The organism is Mesorhizobium sp. C264A, assembly GCF_040324515.1.
Classification (GTDB): Bacteria; Pseudomonadota; Alphaproteobacteria; order Rhizobiales; family Rhizobiaceae; genus Mesorhizobium.
This window is the reverse complement of the sequence record NZ_JAMYVY010000002.1, coordinates 2154778-2170895: the sequence shown is the minus strand read 5'-3', so window position 1 is coordinate 2170895 and position 16118 is coordinate 2154778. Positions and strand designations below refer to the sequence as shown.

Sequence of the window (16118 nt, the reverse complement as noted above, 5' to 3'; positions counted from 1 at the left end):
GCTTCGCGGCCACCTTCTCCCCGAGGGGAGAAGAGGCAGAAGCCAGCGCCGGCGCAAACTCCTCTCCCCTCGGGGAGAGGTCGGATAGCCCCGAATTGCCCTTCGCAATTCGGATGGCAATCCGGGTGAGGGGGTAGCGCCGAGCTAGGCTATCCCACCTCTATTCCACCCCCGCGCCCGATCCCCAAACATCAGATATCCCGTATCCGTCACCGCCAACGTGTCCTCCAACTTGATGAACCCCCGCGTCGGGTGAAGCATGGTCGTCTCCACCGACAGCACCATGTTTGTCTCCAGCGGCTTGGCGGCATAGGTGCCTTCATAGGTCACCGGATGGTTGGTCATCAGGAACGGAGCCTCATGCGTGATCAGCCCCATGCCGTGGGCGAAGAAATCCGTGTAGGGCGCGACCTTGGAGGCCTTCAGCACGCCCTCGGCATGCGAAATCATATCGCCGCCGACGGTGCCTGAGCTCACCTTCGAGAACGCCGCCTGCTGCACTGTCTCGACCTCGGCCAACAGATCTTCCAGTTCGGCATCCGGTTCGCCCAGAATGCCCATGCGGCAGAGGTCGCCAATATAGCCGTGATAATTGCCGCCGGAATCGATCGACAGCACGTCGCCCTTTTTCCAAGCCTGCGGTGACGCCGCGCGGTTGTGGCTGGCGCCCAACGTCAGCAGGCAATATTCGAAATGCGCGCCGTGATTGGTTTCTTCGCGCCGCAGATGCTCGATGATCTCCGCCTTGGTCGTGCCTTCATGCGCCCACCGGATGGTCGCCAGCATGGAATCCGTGATTAGCTCGGAGGCAATACGCAGCTTTTCCAGCTCGGCGTCCGTCTTGATGGCGCGCATGCTCTCCAGCATGCCGGTCGCGTCGATCAGCCTGGCATCCGGCAACGCCTTGCGGATCAGCGCATAGGCGTCCGACGGCAGGAAGGCCGGCTCGATGCCGAGGCGGGCGCCGGCCTTGCCGATCTTGCTGATGTGCTCGACCGCAAGATTGGCAGCATCGAGCGTGCCCCAGCAGGCGGCATGCAGCGTCGGCGTCCAGAACGGGTTGTTCTGGTGCTCGGCGCCTTCCATGCGGTTGCCGATATAGGCGGCATGATCGGGCCCGCCCTTTTCATAGAGGACGACAGGCAGGTAACGGCTATGGCCGATCGCATCCATGGCGGCAAAGAAGATGAACTTGTAGCCGCCGAGCAGATACTGCGTGTTGTGCTTGGACGTCGCGAGCAGAACATCGATGCCGGCCTCTTCCATCAGCCGGTCGACCCTCGCCTGATCGAACGGGATATTGCTGACGGCGCTCTTGCCCGGGGCGATGTTCATCTTTCTCTCCCTGATATCAGTGGGATCGCCGGCCGTACTACGTCCAATCCCTTGACTTCGATCAAATCTGCACCATTTCGTCCACTCTGGTCCAGCCAGAAACAGGTTAGAATGATTCGGCAGGCTGTCACCAAGTCGTCATTGCTGCACATTTAGGAAATCTGGTCCCACCAGAATATCAGAATGAAAGGGCCACCTCTAAACTGGTCCAGCGGACGAAAATTTCAAAGCCAAGCAACGATGCGCCAATTCCGTCTCTGGCGAATCCCTTGGCAAGGGCCATAATCGCCGTGAGGATGCTGGCGGCTGCCGCCAGCTCCGAGGGGTGCGCCCATCTGGTCGCGGAGAGGACGGAGTTTGATCATGTCGGATATCTCCAGACGCACGCTGCTTGGCGGCTCAGCTTTGCTGCTGGCCTCCACCGCCATGCCCACATTCAGCTGGGCGCAGACGCCGAAGAAGGGCGGGCGGCTGGTGCTCGCCGCCGATTCCGAACCGCGCAATCTCAATCCTGCGATCGTCGCCTCCAACGGCGTCTTCTTCATCTCCAGCAAGATCGTCGAAACGCTGGCCGAGGCCTCCTTCGACGGCAAGGACGGGCTCCAGCCGCGGCTGGCACTCAGCTGGGAGGGCGCGGCCGACGGCCTGTCGGTGACGTTCAAACTACGCGAGGGCGTCAAATGGCATGACGGCAAGCCGTTCACCTCGGCCGACGTCGCCTTCTCGGCGCTGCAGATCTGGAAACCGCTGCAAAATCTCGGCCGCACCGTGTTCAAGGATCTGGCCAGTGTCGACACCCCGGACGATCTCACCGCCGTGTTGAAATTCGCCAAGCCGACGCCGTTCCAGCTGATACGCAACGCCTTGCCGGCGCTGTCGAGCGTGGTGCCGAAACATATCTACGAAGTCGGCAAGATCGAGGACAACCCGGCCAACAACGCGCCCATCGGCACGGGACCGTTCAAGTTCGGCGAATAGAAGGCCGGCCAGTATTACAAGCTGACCAGGAATGCGGATTACTGGGCCAAGGACGAGCCGTATCTCGACGAGATCATCTACCAGGTGCTGCCCGACCGCACGTCGGCTGCAGCGGCGCTCGAGGCCGAAGAGATCCAGCTCGCCGCCTTCTCCGCCGTGCCCCTGGCCGACCTCGACCGCATCTCCAAAGTGCCGGGCCTGAAGGTGATCTCCAAGGGCTATGAGGGGCTGACCTATCAGCTCGTCGTCGAGATCAACCATCGCCGCAAGGAACTGGCCGACGTGAAGGTCCGCCAGGCGATCGCGCATGCCATCGACAAGGACTTCGTCGTCAAGACAGTGTTCCTCGGCTATGCCGCCACCGCCACCGGCCCGGTGCCGACGAACGATCCGCAATTCTACACTGCCGACGTGCCGATCTATCCATTCGACGTCGCCAAGGCCAACGCCTTGCTCGACGACGCGGGGTACAAGCGCGCCGATGACGGCAAGCGTTTTGCGCTGAAACTCCTGCCGGCACCCTATTTCAACGAGACCAAGCAGTTCGGCGACTATCTGCGCCAGGCGCTGGCGGCAATCGGCATCGACGCCGTGATCGTCAACAACGACTCGGCCGCGCACATCAAGGCCGTCTACACCGACCACGCCTTCGACCTCGCCGTCGGCCCGCCGGTGTTCCGCGGCGACCCGGCGATCTCGACCACCATCCTGGTGCAGAGCGGCATTCCCGACGGCGTGCCGTTCTCCAACCAGGGCGGCTACAAGAACGCCGCGCTCGACGCGCTGATCGCCAAAGCTTCGGAGACGCTGGATACGTCAGCGCGCACCGACCTCTACAAGGAATTCCAGAAACAGGTCGCGGCGGACCTGCCGCTGATCAACGTCGCCGAATGGAGCTTCATCAGCGTCGCGCGCGAGACGGTGGGGAACATCGCCAACAACCCGCGCTGGGCGGTTTCGAACTGGGCGGACACGTATCTGGAATCGTGACACATTTGCGCGGATGAAAGTTCGCAAAGAAATTGGTGTGAAGGCATGGCGTAGGGCCGCGTTTCGTCACACCCCCCTCTGCCCTGCCGGACATCTCCCCCGCAAGGGGGGAGATCAGCAGCTTCGCTGTCGCGTACATCCGGCATCGAAGATTGGCGAAGGCAGAGGCGACATCCAATCTCCCCCTTGCGGGGGAGATGTCCGGCAGGACAGAGGGGGGTGCCTAGACACCGCACCTCTCCCGACTGGCGCAGCGCTATGCCTTTCCCATGACCCGTGCCCTCACCCTCATTCGCCGTCGCCTCGTCGGCAGCATCTTCGTGCTGCTGATCGTCATCATCGGCACATTCCTCCTCCTGGAAGCCGCCCCCGGTGACGCGGTCGACGCCTACATCGTCTCGACCGGTGGCGATGCCGGCATGATCGAATTGCTGCGCCATCGCTGGGGCCTCGACCAGTCCGAGTTGACCCGGCTCGCCAACTACCTCTGGGCGCTGCTGCATTTCGACCTTGGCCAGTCCGTTACCTTCTCGCGGCCAATTCGCGATGTCATCCTGGAACGCCTGCCGACGACACTGCTCCTGATGGTCACCGCCACCGCGCTCTCCTTCGGGCTCGGCTCGGCGCTCGGCATCTACGCCGGCGCCAGACCCGGCAGCTTTCGCGACCGCTTCCTGTCGATCGGCTCGCTGGCGCTTTATGCCGTGCCGGGCTTCTGGCTCGGCCTGGTGCTGATCGTCGTCTTTGCCGTCGACCTGCGCTGGCTGCCGATCGGCGGCATCGAGAGCCTGGCCTCGGACAAGACCGGTTTTGACCGCGCCACCGACATCGCCGTCCACCTCGTCCTGCCGGTTTCCGCGCTCGGCTTCATCTATCTCGCGCTCTATCTGCGCATGATGCGCGCCGGCATGGCCGAGGCGTGGCGGCAGGATTTTGTGCTCGCCGCCCGCGCCAGGGGGTTGTCGCGCCGCCGCATCGTGCTCGCCCATGTCGCCCGCAACGCGCTCTTGCCGCTGATCACCATGCTCGGCCTGCAATCGGCGCAGATGCTGGGCGGCAGCGTCGTCATCGAAAGCGTTTTTGCCGTGCCCGGCCTCGGCCGGCTGGCGCAGGAAGCGGTCGCCTCGCGCGACACGCCGCTGCTGCTCGGCATCATCCTCACCAGCGCCGTCCTCGTCATTGCCATCAACCTTGCAGTCGACATCGCCTACGCCTTCCTCGACCCGCGCGTCGGCGCCAGCGAGGCCAGCGCGTGAGCGCGCTGCCGCGCTTCCTGCGCCGGCCGGAAGCGGTCGCCGGCGCGATCATCCTGGCGCTTCTGTTCGCCATGGCGCTGTTTGCGTCGCTGCTCTTCCCCGGCGACCCGCAGGCCATTGCCGGACCAGCACTGCTGCCGCCGTTCCAGGACTGGTCGCTGCCGCTCGGCACCGACCGGCTCGGCCGTGACGTGCTGGCCGAACTGTTCCACGGCGCCCGCACCTCGCTGGCGGTCGGCCTGGCGGCGGCGGCGGCGGCACTCTTCGTCGGCGCGATCGTCGGCACGCTGGCCGGCTTTGCCGGCGGCCTTGTCGACGAGGGGCTGATGCGCATCATCGATGCCTTCCAGACCGTGCCGAGTTTTCTCTTGGCGCTGGCCTTCGTCAGCGTCGTCGGGCCGTCGCTCGGCGTCGTCGTCACGGCAATAGCGCTTGGCGCCTGGACCGGACCGGCGCGTGTAGCCCGCGCCGAAGTGCTGTCGATCCGCGAGCGCGATTACGTCGCCGGCGCTCGCGTCATCGGCATGCATCCGCTTGAGATCGCTTTTCGCGAAGTGCTTCCCAACGCTCTGCCGCCGGTGCTGGCCTTGTCCTCGGTGATCGTGGCGGCCGCGATCCTCACCGAGGCAGCGCTTTCCTTCCTCGGCCTCGGCGACCCCAATCGCGTCACCTGGGGCGGCATGATTGCCGAGGGCCGCACTGTGCTGCGAACCGCGCCCTTTCTGTCGATCGTTCCGGGCATTGCCCTGGTACTGACCGTGCTCGGTATCTATCTCGCCGGCGAAGGCGTGGTGGAGACGACGGCGGTGCGGAGGAGCCTGTCGTGACCGCACTGGCTGAGATACGCGATCTGTCAGTGCGCTATCGGCGAGATGGCAGCGAGGTGACGGCGCTGAAGGGGGTCAGCCTGGATGTTATTGCCGGCGAGCGGCTGGCGATTATCGGCGAAAGCGGTTCGGGCAAGAGCACGCTGGTGCTGGCGGTGGCTGGACTGCTGCCGGCGAGCGCCAAGATTGAAGGGCATGTCAAGTGGCAATTTCAGGCGCCGCGATCCTTCCCACCCCCCTCTGTCCTGCCGGACATCTCCCCCGCAAGGGGGGAGATCAGCAGCTTTGCCGACGGCTTCCCTTCTGCAACGTTCGTGGTTGGCGAAGGCGGAGATGAGAGAGCAATCTCCCCCCTTGCGGGGGAGATGTCCGGCAGGACAGAGGGGGGTGTGACGGAACGCCGACCTCTCAAATTAACCGAGCCCAGCACGCTCCCCCTTCCCGGCCGCGACATTGGTTTCGTCTTCCAGGACCCCTCCGCCAGCCTCGACCCCGTCATGAACGTCGGCAAACAGATCGCCGAAGTCGCCCGCGCCCATCTCGGACTCGACTGGCCACAAGCTTACGCCAAAGCCAAAACCCTGCTCCAACGTGTCCGGCTGCCCGACCCACAAACCGCCATGCGTGCTTTCCCGCACCAGCTCTCCGGCGGCCAGAAGCAGCGCGTTGCTGTTGCCGCGGCCATTGCAGCCGGTCCGAAACTGCTGATCGCCGATGAGGCGACCAGCGAGCTGGACACCATTGTGCAAGCCGAAATCGTCAGCCTCATTCGGCAACTGGTGGCGGAGGACGGCATGACGCTGCTGTTCATCAGCCACGACATCGCGCTGGCCGCCGAACTCGCAGAGCGTATCGCTGTATTCCGGAACGCCGAACTGATCGAACTCGGCCCGACGGAGCAAATCATAAACGCCCCGCGCCATGCCTATACGCGAACGCTGCTCGACGCCCATCTCGGCCTCGACGCCGATCCGCTGCTACGACGGGCGCCGGCATGAACTTGCTCACCGTCTCCGGTCTTACCAAGCGATACCGTCGTGGCGGCAAGGCCATCGCGGCCGTCGACGGTGTCTCCTTCGCCATCGAACCCGGCGAGACGCTGGCGCTGGCCGGGCCCTCCGGCAGCGGCAAGTCGACGATCGCGCGGCTGGTGCTTAGGTTGATCGAGCCCGACGCCGGCACCGTCCAGTTCGAAGGCGATGACTTTCTGCTCTTGAAGGGTGCGGCCCTGCGCACCAAGCGCGCGCGCCTGGAAATGGTGTTCCAGGATCCGCTCGCCGCGTTCAACCCGCGCGCCACGGTGGCTCGCGTGCTTGACGATCCCTTGCGCATCCATGCCATCGCTTCCCGCGCCGAGAGGCCGGCCCGCATTGCTGCCTTGCTGGATCGCGTCGGGCTGGCAGCCGATCTCGCCCCGCGCGCCATTCACGAAATCTCCGGCGGCCAGCGCCAGCGCGTCGCCATCGCCCGCGCCATCGCAACCAAACCGTCGCTGATCGTGCTCGACGAGGCGGTGTCGGCGCTCGACGTTTCGGTCCGCGGACAGATCCTTGCGTTGCTGCTCGACCTGCAAGCCAGGGAACGGATCGCCTATCTCTTCATTTCGCATGATCTCGGCGTCGTACGGGCCATCGCCCACCGCGTCGTTCTTCTCGACGCCGGGCGGATCGCCGAGAGCGGCGACGCCCGCAACGTTATCGACGCGCCGCAGTCGGCAATCGGCAAGGCGCTGGTTGCGGCGGCGCCAAGATTGGACAGAAGCAGCAGGCAAGTACCATGACCGAACCAGAAGCCAGAGCCGAAAAACTCTCGCGCGAACTCGATTCCGCCTTCCGTAACCGCGCCGATCTCTACCGTCTGTTTCTCGACGAGCTGACCGGCGAACTCGGCGCGGAAAAGGCCGAGGCGATCATGATCCGCACCATCGAGCAGCGCGGCAAGGAGGTGGCGGCGGCCGCCTTCGTCCGTTTCGGACCTAACGACGCGCCGGCCATCGGCGAGGCATTTTTGGCCGTCAGCCCGGATGGCGGCCTGATGTATCCGACCGATGTCGAGCGCGGGCCGGACCACATCGCCTTCAAGGTGAAGCGTTGTCCGCTGAAGGACGCCTGGGTCGAGGCCGGTGTCGGTGATGAAAAACTCGCCACGCTCTGCCGCATCGCCGGCGCTTTCGACCGTGGTCTGTTCGAGGCAACGGGCGTGCGCTTCGACAATGTCACCTGGACGCCGGGCCACGGCTCCGGCTGCTGCCACATCGCGCTGACCAACCGGGATGCCGCCGAATAAGCAGTTGCTGATCAGCCGGCGGCAAACACATGCAGCTCCGTGCCCGCCTGTTCGGCAGCAGTGCGCAGGTCGGCCTTCGGTTCGCTGTCGGTGACGATATCGGCAATGTCATCGAGCCCGCAGATGCGTTCGAGACTGCTGCGGCCAAACTTGTCGTGGGTCACCACCAGCACCGTCGACAATGAACGCGATATCATCGCGCGTTTAACGGCTGCGGCGCCCGAGATCATGTCGCTCGGACCATCGGCGCTTATCCCCGATGCCCCGATAATGGCGACGTCGGCATTGTAGCGGCGCAGAAACTCGACGGTGTCTTCGCCCAACACGCTGCCTTCCCGGCTATCATAGGTCCCGGGGCAGAGCAGCACCCGAAAGGTCGGATTGGCGCCGGCCACAGAGGCCACTCCGGTGGAATTGGTGATGATGGTCAGGTCGCGCTTCAGCTGCGAAAGGTTGCGCGCCACCTCATAGGTGGTCGAACCGCCGTCGATCATCACGATCTGGCCCTTCTCGACAAGGCTTGCCGCGCCGCGGCCGATGCGGGCGCGCTCCTCGATCAGGGTCAGGCCACGCTCCGAAATCACCGGTTCTGATGTCACCAGCGAGATCGTCGCACCGCCATAGGTGCGGTTGATCAGCCCGGCATCGCCGAGTTCGATGAGATCGCGGCGGATGGTCTCGCCGGCGACGCCGATGCGCCGTGCGAGCTTGGAGATGCGTATCGACGCCGACCGGCGCACTTCCGAAAGGATAAGCGCGTGCCGCTCCTTCTTCGTCAGTCGGCCTTGGTCCATGACTATTCCATTCCCTTTGCTGCAATCAGCGCGTCGCCAAGCTCGGCAAATCCCTCCGCGCCGCGCCCGCTTGTGACGAAGGCGGGAGACGCCGGAAGCTCGCCGGCGAAGTCCAGCACATTAGCGACGCCGACGCTGTTGGGGAAGAAGCCGAACATTGGTGCATCGTTTGGACTATCGCCGACGAAGACAATGCTGTCCTTGTCGTGGTCGATATCTATACCGAAACAGTCCCGCAAGAATAGCCGGCTTGTCGACAGTTTGTCGTATTTGCCGAACCAGCCATTGACGTGGATGGACGAGATTTTCGCCGTCGCGCCATAGCGCTGGAAGATGCCGATGATCTTCAGAACCTCGGTTTTGGGCAGCGGCGCCACGTCCTCGCAAAAATCGATCGCCAGATCGGCCTGGCGATAGGCCTGGTCGGCCGCGACCGCCGCACCCGGAACTTCGCGCAGAACGGTTTGCTCGATCTCCTTGAGGCGCGCGGCATCGGCCTGCCGTTCGGCAGCGCTCTTGGCGTAGTGGCGAACAATCCGCTTTTTGGCGTCGTCGTAGCGGAAATAGAAGGCGCCGTTCTCGCCAATCACGCCGTCCACCGGCCATTGCCGGGCGATCAGGTCGCACCAGCCGGCAGGGCGGCCGGTAACCGGCGCGACAATGAATCCGGCCTGCTTCAGCCGCTCGAGCGCCGCATAGGCTTTTGTCGGCAACCGCCCTTTGTCGGTCAAGGTGTCGTCTATGTCGGTCAGCACGACAGCGATGTTGCGCCGGTCCAGCGCGGTGAAGTCGGTGAGCGGACGCAGCACCCGCTCAGGCTCCCGCCGCAACCGTTTCGAGCGAGGCAGCAGCGACGTCGAGCATGGTGAACCTGTCGCGGATCAGCCGCGCATTGGCGACCGCCTCGTCGTAGAAGCCAGCGGGAATGGCGACCTCCTGCGGCGTGGTTGGGGCGCCGACGGCGCGCAGTGCTGCCGCGATCTCGCGCGCCGGGCGTGCCACCCCCAGCAGCCTTTCGCGATGCGAGCGCCACTGCCTGGCCAGCATGGTGTTGACAGCGTCCGCCTGTTCGCGGTCCAGCAGCTTGGGCTTGAATGCCGCCCAGCAGGAACGTCCGAGCGTTTCGCCGAAGATTTCGATGAAGCGGTCTGGCGTATCGGCGGACGGCGCGAGCTGCAGCTCCCGCAGCGCCAGCACGCGTTCCTGCAGCCGCGCCATCGTCAACGTCGTCACCGCTATGTGCTCGCCGTGATGCGCCTCGGGCAATCCCTGGCCCCGCATGTCGATATAGTGGGCGATGAGATGTTCGCCCTGACTGGCCGGATAGGAGCCGCCGCACAAAGTCATGCCAAGGCCGGACATGACCAGCGTGCGCACCAGCACTTCCATCGCCTCAAGGTCGCCGGTCCCGAGTTCGCCGGCTTTGGCGATAAGCGCCTCCTCGTCCTCGGCCAGAAGCATGAACGGCGCCTCCCGGTAGGGCGTGCCGAGCAACAGATGCGCCATCAGCCAATCGGTCTGCGCGGTCGGCCGCGCCATCGAATCGCCGAAGCCGGCAGCGATCAGCCGGTGCGGCGCTCGCGCCATGACATCGAGATCGAGGAAGACACCGACCGGCAGGCTCGCCGTCAGCGATTTCTTCAGGCCGTCCTCTGTGATTGCCGCAGACACCGAGGTGTAGCCGTTCATCGACGGCGCGGTGCCGAACACCGCATAGGGCTTTTGGGTCAGATGGGCGGCATATTTGGTGATGTCATTGATCGAGCCGGATCCGACCGCGACCAGACCGCTGGCGTCTTTCGTGCGGGCGATCACCGATCGCACGGCGTCCATGTCGGGATGCGGATGGCGCGGCAGGATGATCTTGTCGACATCGATCGAGCCGCGCAGCGCAATGGACACTCTCTCGCCGAGAGCCAGCCTTGTGTCGGGATCCATGACAACGGCGAGCCTGCGGCCGAGCGGCAGCGGCTTGACCAGCGCATCGGCTTCGTCGCCGAGACCGCGCCCTATGACGATGGTCTTCAGCGGCACCGACAGCATTCCCTGGCTATCCGGGTCAGGCAGCGTGCCGGCAATAAGGCGATCGAGCATTTGTCTGGACATAGGATGCAGTCCGGTCAGTCAGCATGAAGCGGGGTCAGGGCATCGAACAAGGTGCGATACCGGCGGTAACTTCTGTCGTAGGCGGCCTTGGCGGAAGGATCAGGGTCGATCGTCTCGATGTGGCCGGCCAGCCTTTCAGCCGCCTGCCGCACTGAGGAGGTAAGGCCGATGGCTGCGGCGGCAAGGATTGCCGCACCGATCGGCGAGGCATCGGCCGCACCCACGATCTCGACCGGCCTGCCGCTGACATCGGCCCGGATTTGCCCCCACACCCGGCTGCGCGCGCCACCGCCTGAGAGCCGGATGCGCCCGGTTGTTATGCCGAGCTCGTCCAGCCGGTCGACAACGTCGCGCATGGCGAAGGCGCAGCCTTCCAGCACTGCGCGAGCGCAGGCCGCTTTGCCGTGGAAGGATGTCAGGCCGTAGAAAGCGGCACGCGCTTCGGCGATCCAGCGCGGCGCCATGGCACCGGACAAGGCCGGCAGGAACAGCAAATCGTCGCTGCCGGCAACCACCGTCGCCGCCAGTTCCGACATCGCCGCCGGCGAATCGACGCCGAAGGTTGTTAGAAACCACGTCACCGCGCCCCCCGAGAGCCATCCGGGATTGGAGATGAAATAGCCGTCGCCGAGAAAGCCATGGGTCTCGACCAGGCCGCCGGGGTCGAGGCGAAGCGTGCCGGACACCGCGCCGACCACTTCGGCCGTGCCGAGATTGCAGGCGACGACACCGGGCACGACGACCCCGGCGCCTATGGCGGCCGAAAAATCATCGCCGGTGCCGACCGCCAGCGGCGTGCCCACAGGCAGACCGGTGAGCTCGGCGCCGGCGTGCGTCAAGGCGCCGGCGATCTCAGATGCATCGTCGATGCCGGGCAATTTATCTGCATCGATGTCGAAGGCCGCCAGCAGATCGCCGGCATAATTGTGCTCCTTCAGTCCATAGAGCATGGTTGTCGAGGCCAGCGCGTGATCGATGACGGCACGACCGCACAGCGCCGCGACCACGAACGATACCGGTTGATGCCAGAGCGCCACTCGGCGCGCTTCGGGCAGGTTGCGCGCGGCCCAGCGGATTTTCGCCGCCATATGGGTGGCGTCCAGAACGAGACCGGTGCGCTCACGGATGAAGTCCGGGTCGATGCCGGCGATCTCTCCTGCCGCCCGCCGGTCCATCCAGATGATGCACGGAGCCAGCGCCTCACCATTGCGATCGACCGCGACGCAGCCGTCGAGCTGGCCGGCAATGGCAATACCCTTGATGTCGGACGGCGCAAGCCCAGCCTTGTCGAGCGCGCCGGCAATGGCCGGCTTGAGCGCCGCCAGCCACAGCGCCGGGTTCTGTTCGGCCCAGCCGGGCGCCGGGAAGGCCGGCTGGTACAACACAGCGGCCTCGCCACGCAGCCGCAATTCGTCATCGACAACGATCGCCTTCAGGCTTTGTGTGCCGAGATCGATGCCGATGACTGGCATTAGACGCGCTCGCAATCCGCGAGGACATCCCGCAGTTGCGAGAGGATAGAACCTTTCGTCGGCGAATAGGAGCCATCGAAAACCGCTGTGCCAATGGTAAAAGCGTTGGCTCCGGCCAGCTTGATTGCCTTGATCCGATCGGCTGATGCCACAGCGCCGGCGACGATCAGATGCCGCGACGGACCAAGCCCGCGCCGGGCTGCGCGCACCAGTTCGGCCGGGTCGGCCTCGGTGGCGCGATAGGCGAGGATGTCGCATCCCGCACAACCCTTCTCGGCGAAGGCGCGGCAGTCGGCCTCGACATCCTCGGCCGAACCGCCGAGCTTGGTCGGATGGCCGACCGGCCGCCCGGGAAAAGGGTAGTATTCGGTGCCGCTCCCCTCCAGCAACGCCATGATCTCGTCGACCTGAGTACCACCGAGCAGGCGCTGGATGCCGAGATCCCTGGCGATGCGCGCGGAATTAAGGCAGGCCTCAGCCGTCGTCGAGACAACTTCCATGTAAGTGGTGGCGCCTGTCCGGCCAATGGCGACAGCGAGCTTGCGCAGCACATCCGGCGCGACGCCAATATCCTTGAAGCCGACATGCTTCAGGCCGACCGGCTCAATCAAATCGACCAGGTCGAGACAGTCCTCGACCGTGCGATCGTTGCGCGTCAGCATGAAGATGAAGTCCATCCGAAAGGTCCCTCGCCTGGTCGGGAAAGCCGGTTTGCTGCCGGTCTGTTAACACCTCCCAACCAATTGTTGCAAGGTGCCACATTTTGATTTGCAGTACCACACATTTTATGACAAAACGGGCGCCGGCCCGCCAGGCACGACTTCTAGGGAGAGGGAAGAATGCTCAAGCCGCTGAGACGTACCGCGTCCAGACTGCTCGTCGCGGTCGTATTTGTGTGGCCCCTGACGTGGCAAGTGACACAAGCGGACGCGTGGGATCTGAAAGAGGCGTCGAAACCCTATAGCGGCCAGACCATCCGCATGGTCGGCGAGGCGCTGCCGCCGCTCGAAGCGCTGAAGAAGATGGCGCCGGAGTTTGAAAAACAGACCGGCATCCATGTCGAAGTCGAGATGTACGAGCACTCGGAAGCCGTCAACAAGGTGCAGCTCGATCTCAACTCGCACCGCGGCCGCTACGACGTCATCATCCAGCCGCATCGCGAACTCGGCAAGTTCGCCACCAACAACCATCTGGTCGAAATCGCCAAGATGATGGCCGACCCGGCTTTGCGCGATCCGAGCTTCGAGCCGGAGAAGCAGCTCTACCAGACCGCCTGGCACGAAATCTCCTGGTATGACGGCAAGGAGTACGGCTTCCCCTTCACAGTGCTCAACATGTTCATGTGGTATCGCTCGGACCTGCTCGCCGATCCCAAGGAGCAGGCAGGCTTCAAGGCCAAGTATGGCTACGGCCTCGCTCCCGCCAAGGACTGGAAGCAATACCGCGATATCGCCGAATGGTTCTATCGCCCCGACCAGGGTTTTTACGGCACCGCCCTGCAGGGCAAGCGCCATGAGGCACTGTGGTATGAGTGGCTCAATTTCCTTTATTCCTTCGGCGGCGACGTGCTCGACGTGAAGAGCGGCTCGGCCTGCGGCCCGGTCATCGTCAACAGCCCCAAGGCCGTCGCCTCGCTCGAATATTACAAGAGCCTGCTGCAATTCTCGCCGCCGGACAGCCTCAACTATTTCTGGGATGATGTCATGGCGCTGATGCAGCAAGCCAAGGTCGCCGAGCTGATCATGTGGAACGACGCAACCTATGCCGTGTCGGTCGACACCACGGCCTCCACCGTGGTCGGCAAGGTTGGCTTCGATCTCGTGCCGCAAGGCGACGGCGGGAAGATCGGCCAGGTCGAGGGCTGGACCTATCTCATCCCGGTCTATTCGAAGAACCAGCAGGCCGCCTTCCTCTTCGTCCAGTGGATGATGGGCTATGACCGCCAGCTCGAACAGCATCTCAATGGCGGCGCTTCAGGTCGGCCGGATGTCTATGCCTCCGCCGAGGTGCAGAAGCTGCCCTATGCCAAGGCTTCGATGGAGGCCAACGAGCATGCGGTGCCGAAGGCGACGCTGCCGCAATCGGCCGAGATGACCGACATACTAGTGCGCGAACTGTCATCCTACCTCGCCGGCGAAAAGGAGGCGCAGGCCGCCCTCGACACCGCCGCCACCGACATCTCGACACTGCTCGGTTCTTGCGCACCCATGACCTATCCGGCACGATAGGCCTTGAGATGTCGCGCAGAGGCTACCCGCACAAGCGGGTAGCCGTTCTTGTCCGCAGGAAACGCCCGTGACGAACCGCACTCCATCGCCGCGCGGAATGCCGCTTCTCGACCGTGGGGTGGGGCCGCTCTTGATGCTGCCGGCGACGCTGCTCGTCGTCGTCTTCCTGGTCGGCCCGTTCTACTACATGGTCTACACCGCGCTGACCGACCTCAGCTTCGCCGACGCCAGCCATGCCGGCGCCTTCGTCGGTTTCGACAATTTCCGCAAGCTGATGCGCAACGACCCATTCTTCTGGGCATCGTTCCTGCTGACGCTGAAATTCGTCATCATCGCCGTCGGCCTGGAATTCCTGCTCGGCTTTGCGCTGGCCTTCCTGATCTTCCGCTTCGTCGCCAGCCAGCGGCTTCTCACCACACTGCTGCTCATCCCGATGATGATCGCGCCGGTCGCCGTCGGGCTGATCTGGCGGCTGCTGTTGCAGGGCGATTTCGGCATGCTCACCTTCTACATGCGCAAGGTCGGCCTGCTGGCGCAGAATTCGGCGGTGCTTTCGGCACCCGACCTGGTGTTTCCGACCATCGTCGCCATCGATGTCTGGCAGTGGACGCCTTTCGTCACCCTGATCATGCTCGCCGGGATGATGAGCCTGCCGCGCGCGCCGTTCGAGGCGGCGATGATGGATGGCGCCAAACCGTTCCAGATTTTCCGAAACGTCATGCTGCCGCTGCTGCGGCCGGTCATCGCGCTCGTGCTGCTGCTGCGCGGCATCGACGCCTTCAAGGAGTTCGACAAGGTTTTCCTGATGACCGGCGGCGGACCGGGAACGCTGACCGAGCTGGTCTCGATCTACGCCTACCGCGTCAATTTCCGTAACTGGGACCTCGGCTACGGCGCCGCGGTCGCCTTCATGATCTATCTCGTCGTGCTGATCCTGTGCTCGGTCTTCTACAAGGCCGTCTACTGGTCGAGCCGCAAGCAGGTGGGGGCGTTTTGAGGGCGCTGCGATGATCGATCAGTCCACCAACCGCGCCTGGAAAAGCTTTGCCTGGGCGGTGTTGCTCGTCGCCGTCGTGGTGGCGCTGACGCCTTATGTCTGGATGGTGCTGGCGTCGTTCAAGAACCGCGTCGATCTTCTGTCTTCTGTGCCGAAATGGATTTTTTCGCCGACGCTTGCCAACTATCCCGCCGTCTTCATCGACAAGGGATACTGGCCGCTGGCGATCAATTCGGTGCTGATCTCGGTGTCGTCGACCATACTCTGCATCGTCATCGGCGCGCCAGCGGCCTATGGCTTTGCCCGCTCGGATTTTCCCGGCAAGGAAGACCTGTTCTTCTTCTTCCTGACCACGCGCATGGCGCCGCCGATCTCAATCGCCGTGCCGCTGTTCCTGTTCTTCACCTCGCTGGGCCTGATCGACACCATCTACGCCGTTGTGATCGCCCACACCTCCTTCAACCTGTCGCTCGTCGTCTGGATGATGCGCGGCTTCTTCGCCGAAATCCCCAGGGAGATCGACGAGGCCGCGATGATGGACGGCCGCTCGCGGCTCGGCGCATTCTTCTTCGTCGTCGCGCCGCTGGCCGCACCCGGCATCGGCGCCACAGCGGTGCTCTGCTTCATCCTGTCGTGGAACGAGTTCCTCTATGCCTTCATCCTCGTCGCTTTCGACGGGCGGCCGCTGACCGTCGGCATACCGGGGCTGGTGACGCCGCATGGCACGCTCTGGGGACAGGTCGCGGCAGTCGCGATCGTGGCAACGCTGCCGATCGTGCTTTTCACGTTCCTTGTCCAGAAACAGCTCGTCCGCGGCCTCACCTTCGGCGCGGTCAAGGGTTGAAGGGA

General features: G+C 64.1%; 14 protein-coding genes and 1 pseudogene. 9 read left to right on the top strand and 6 right to left on the bottom strand.

Annotation, left to right across the window (positions count from 1 at the left end):
- Positions 1-144 precede the first annotated feature (144 nt).
- Positions 145-1335: a M24 family metallopeptidase gene (locus tag NKL04_RS29635; RefSeq protein ID WP_023700167.1), complete on the bottom strand. Its 1191-nt coding sequence runs from the start codon at positions 1333-1335 to the stop codon at positions 145-147.
- Between the two features lie 363 nt (positions 1336-1698).
- Between NKL04_RS29635 and NKL04_RS29630 the strand changes: the two are divergent.
- From NKL04_RS29630 to NKL04_RS29605, 6 genes and pseudogenes are all read left to right on the top strand, one after another.
- Positions 1699-3303, top strand: a pseudogene (locus NKL04_RS29630) (ABC transporter substrate-binding protein).
- 269 nt (positions 3304-3572) lie between these two features.
- Complete coding sequence (locus NKL04_RS29625; protein ID WP_023700170.1) at positions 3573-4559, top strand: ABC transporter permease; 987 nt, start codon at positions 3573-3575, stop codon at positions 4557-4559.
- Positions 4556-5386: an ABC transporter permease gene (locus NKL04_RS29620; RefSeq protein WP_023686641.1), complete on the top strand. Its 831-nt coding sequence runs from the start codon at positions 4556-4558 to the stop codon at positions 5384-5386. Before NKL04_RS29625 ends, NKL04_RS29620 begins: the two co-directional genes overlap by 4 nt.
- Complete coding sequence (locus NKL04_RS29615; RefSeq protein ID WP_023701466.1) at positions 5383-6384, top strand: ABC transporter ATP-binding protein; 1002 nt, start codon at positions 5383-5385, stop codon at positions 6382-6384. Before NKL04_RS29620 ends, NKL04_RS29615 begins: the two co-directional genes overlap by 4 nt.
- Complete coding sequence (locus tag NKL04_RS29610) at positions 6381-7166, top strand: ATP-binding cassette domain-containing protein (RefSeq protein WP_023701465.1); 786 nt, start codon at positions 6381-6383, stop codon at positions 7164-7166. The genes NKL04_RS29615 and NKL04_RS29610 overlap by 4 nt, the downstream gene beginning before the upstream one ends.
- Positions 7163-7672, top strand: coding sequence for an L-2-amino-thiazoline-4-carboxylic acid hydrolase (locus NKL04_RS29605; protein WP_023701464.1), 510 nt, complete (start codon positions 7163-7165; stop codon positions 7670-7672). Before NKL04_RS29610 ends, NKL04_RS29605 begins: the two co-directional genes overlap by 4 nt.
- A gap of 11 nt (positions 7673-7683) precedes the next feature.
- Here NKL04_RS29605 and NKL04_RS29600 read toward each other — a convergent pair whose 3' ends face one another.
- The 5 genes from NKL04_RS29600 to NKL04_RS29580 are packed head-to-tail and all read right to left on the bottom strand — an operon-like array spanning position 7684 to position 12721.
- Positions 7684-8466, bottom strand: a complete 783-nt coding sequence (locus NKL04_RS29600) for a DeoR/GlpR family DNA-binding transcription regulator (RefSeq protein ID WP_023672930.1) — start codon at positions 8464-8466, stop codon at positions 7684-7686.
- Positions 8467-8468: 2 nt separating this feature from the next.
- Positions 8469-9272 (bottom strand): HAD-IIB family hydrolase, encoded by an 804-nt coding sequence (locus NKL04_RS29595; RefSeq protein WP_023701463.1) that lies wholly within the window; start codon positions 9270-9272, stop codon positions 8469-8471.
- 7 nt (positions 9273-9279) lie between these two features.
- Positions 9280-10572 (bottom strand): iron-containing alcohol dehydrogenase, encoded by a 1293-nt coding sequence (locus NKL04_RS29590; RefSeq protein WP_084568554.1) that lies wholly within the window; start codon positions 10570-10572, stop codon positions 9280-9282.
- Between the two features lie 14 nt (positions 10573-10586).
- Entirely contained in the window at positions 10587-12044 is a 1458-nt protein-coding gene (locus NKL04_RS29585; RefSeq protein ID WP_023701461.1) for a xylulokinase, read from the bottom strand.
- Positions 12044-12721 carry a beta/alpha barrel domain-containing protein gene (locus NKL04_RS29580; protein ID WP_023672934.1) on the bottom strand — a complete coding sequence of 226 codons (678 nt, stop codon included), beginning with the start codon at positions 12719-12721 and terminating at the stop codon, positions 12044-12046. Before NKL04_RS29580 ends, NKL04_RS29585 begins: the two co-directional genes overlap by 1 nt.
- Before the next feature lie 237 nt (positions 12722-12958).
- On the opposite strand from NKL04_RS29580, the gene NKL04_RS29575 reads away from it, so the two are divergent.
- From NKL04_RS29575 to NKL04_RS29565, 3 genes are all read left to right on the top strand, one after another.
- Positions 12959-14272 carry an ABC transporter substrate-binding protein gene (locus tag NKL04_RS29575; RefSeq protein ID WP_023672935.1) on the top strand — a complete coding sequence of 438 codons (1314 nt, stop codon included), beginning with the start codon at positions 12959-12961 and terminating at the stop codon, positions 14270-14272.
- A 67-nt stretch (positions 14273-14339) separates the two neighbouring features.
- Positions 14340-15269 carry a carbohydrate ABC transporter permease gene (locus tag NKL04_RS29570; RefSeq protein ID WP_155923309.1) on the top strand — a complete coding sequence of 310 codons (930 nt, stop codon included), beginning with the start codon at positions 14340-14342 and terminating at the stop codon, positions 15267-15269.
- 10 nt (positions 15270-15279) lie between these two features.
- Entirely contained in the window at positions 15280-16113 is an 834-nt protein-coding gene (locus NKL04_RS29565) for a carbohydrate ABC transporter permease (RefSeq protein ID WP_023686650.1), read from the top strand.
- Positions 16114-16118: the final 5 nt, after the last annotated feature.

What these genes read in the sequence shown, in the direction of transcription:
- NKL04_RS29590 (WP_084568554.1), bottom strand. Translation starts at nt 10,572, where the DNA reads ATGTCCAGACAAATGCTCGATCGCCTTATTGCCGGCACGCTGCCTGAC.
- NKL04_RS29605 (WP_023701464.1), top strand. Translation starts at nt 7,163, where the DNA reads ATGACCGAACCAGAAGCCAGAGCCGAAAAACTCTCGCGCGAACTCGAT.
- NKL04_RS29580 (WP_023672934.1), bottom strand. Translation starts at nt 12,721, where the DNA reads ATGGACTTCATCTTCATGCTGACGCGCAACGATCGCACGGTCGAGGAC.
- NKL04_RS29610 (WP_023701465.1), top strand. Translation starts at nt 6,381, where the DNA reads ATGAACTTGCTCACCGTCTCCGGTCTTACCAAGCGATACCGTCGTGGC.
- NKL04_RS29565 (WP_023686650.1), top strand. Translation starts at nt 15,280, where the DNA reads ATGATCGATCAGTCCACCAACCGCGCCTGGAAAAGCTTTGCCTGGGCG.
- NKL04_RS29600 (WP_023672930.1), bottom strand. Translation starts at nt 8,466, where the DNA reads ATGGACCAAGGCCGACTGACGAAGAAGGAGCGGCACGCGCTTATCCTT.
- NKL04_RS29635 (WP_023700167.1), bottom strand. Translation starts at nt 1,335, where the DNA reads ATGAACATCGCCCCGGGCAAGAGCGCCGTCAGCAATATCCCGTTCGAT.
- NKL04_RS29585 (WP_023701461.1), bottom strand. Translation starts at nt 12,044, where the DNA reads ATGCCAGTCATCGGCATCGATCTCGGCACACAAAGCCTGAAGGCGATC.
- NKL04_RS29625 (WP_023700170.1), top strand. Translation starts at nt 3,573, where the DNA reads ATGACCCGTGCCCTCACCCTCATTCGCCGTCGCCTCGTCGGCAGCATC.